Origin of the sequence: Endozoicomonas sp. ALC013, from assembly GCF_049310205.1 — a bacterium.
GTDB lineage: Bacteria > Pseudomonadota > Gammaproteobacteria > Pseudomonadales > Endozoicomonadaceae > Endozoicomonas.
In genome coordinates, this window is sequence record NZ_JBLYNS010000383.1 from 1 (window position 1) to 1325 (window position 1325).

The 1325-nt window shown below is 56.5% G+C and carries 2 protein-coding genes; both read right to left on the reverse strand.

The features are described from left to right. Window positions 1–93: 93 nt before the first annotated feature. Window positions 94–837 (reverse strand): IS21-like element helper ATPase IstB, encoded by a 744-nt coding sequence (gene istB / locus ACO6V1_RS23975; protein WP_422444680.1) that lies wholly within the window; start codon window positions 835–837, stop codon window positions 94–96. Window positions 838–848: 11 nt separating this feature from the next. Then, the coding region (locus ACO6V1_RS23980) for a Mu transposase domain-containing protein (RefSeq protein ID WP_422469116.1) at window positions 849–1325 on the reverse strand (477 nt) is incomplete at its 5' end.

Sequence of the window (1325 nt, forward strand, 5' to 3'; positions counted from 1 at the left end):
TGCATATTCTGGTAAACGTGAACGCTAATTCTGGTAAGCGTGAACACCTCCGCTTACCCAAGCACTGCCCTCCTTTATTTGTAGCCTGAGTGTTCACGACCCTCCAGTTTTGGTCTGATTTTTTCTCATGGACTTTCCCTTGAGTTCCAACCGGTGGGCGTTATGAATCAGCCGGTCCAGAATGGCATCAGCCAGCGTCGCGTCACCGATGCTGTCATGCCACTTCGATACCGGTAGCTGGCTAGTGACGATGGTAGAACTCTGGTTATGCCTGTCATCCATAATCTCCAACAGGTCATTGCGCTGGCTCTGGGTCAGGGGCTCAAGCCCCCAGTCGTCCAGTATCAGCAAATTGACTTTCGCCAGTTGCTGCAGGAGCTTGCTGTAGCTGCCATCACCGTGAGCAATGGTCATGGCTTCCAGCAACCGGGAGGTCCGGTAGTAGCGCACACTGTAACCGCGCAGGCAGGCACTGTGGCCAAAGGCGCAACTAAGCCAGCTTTTGCCAGTTCCACAGGGTCCGGTGATCAGCAGGTTCTGGTTTTTGCTCAGCCACTCACCCGGTATCAGTGAGGCCATCTGGGAACGGGTAATCCCCCGGGGCTGCTCATAATCAATATCCTCCAGGGTGGCTGCCAGTTTGAAACGAGCTGCTTTCAGTAACCGGGCCAGTCGTTTGTTGCTGCGGTCCGCGTCCTCCTGGTCAATAAGCAGGGCCAGCCGCTCTTCGAAGCTGAGCCCTTCATAGGTGCCGGGTTGCTCACTCTGCAGGTTCAGGGCATCCGCCATGCCTCCCAGGCGCAGGCTGCGAAGGCGAGTCAGGTTTTGATTGATCATGGTCTCGCTCCTCACTGGTAAAAGCTGGCGCCGCGAATGTTTTCATGGCTTCTGGTCACACGATCATCGTCGCTGGTTTCTGCCTTGTTCAGCGGGATTTTGTCTAATCCGGACTGGAGGATCGAACGGACATTAGCAACTCGCCGACCACCGGTGTTTCTGGCCCGGTGGCAGGCCGCATTCAATCGGTCAGCGCCGTATTCACGCTCCATGTTGAGCAGTCCAAGACAGGCACGGTAAGCCTGTTCCGGATGCTCTTTGCTATCGAGCAGTTGCTGAGTAAACCACAGGACGTCGGGGCCCAGCTTTTTCGCCCAGTTCAGGAGTCGTCCCGGTGTCCACTGCTGCTGTTTCTGGTGGCGCTCTGGCATATGCTCTGTGCGGGTGGTGAAGCCGGTTCCCCATTTGCGGGGATGGCTGGCTACCGGCTTCCCCTTGTAGAAGATCTGCACCAGTTGCTGTCCTGCCCGGATTTCCACCTGCTCACG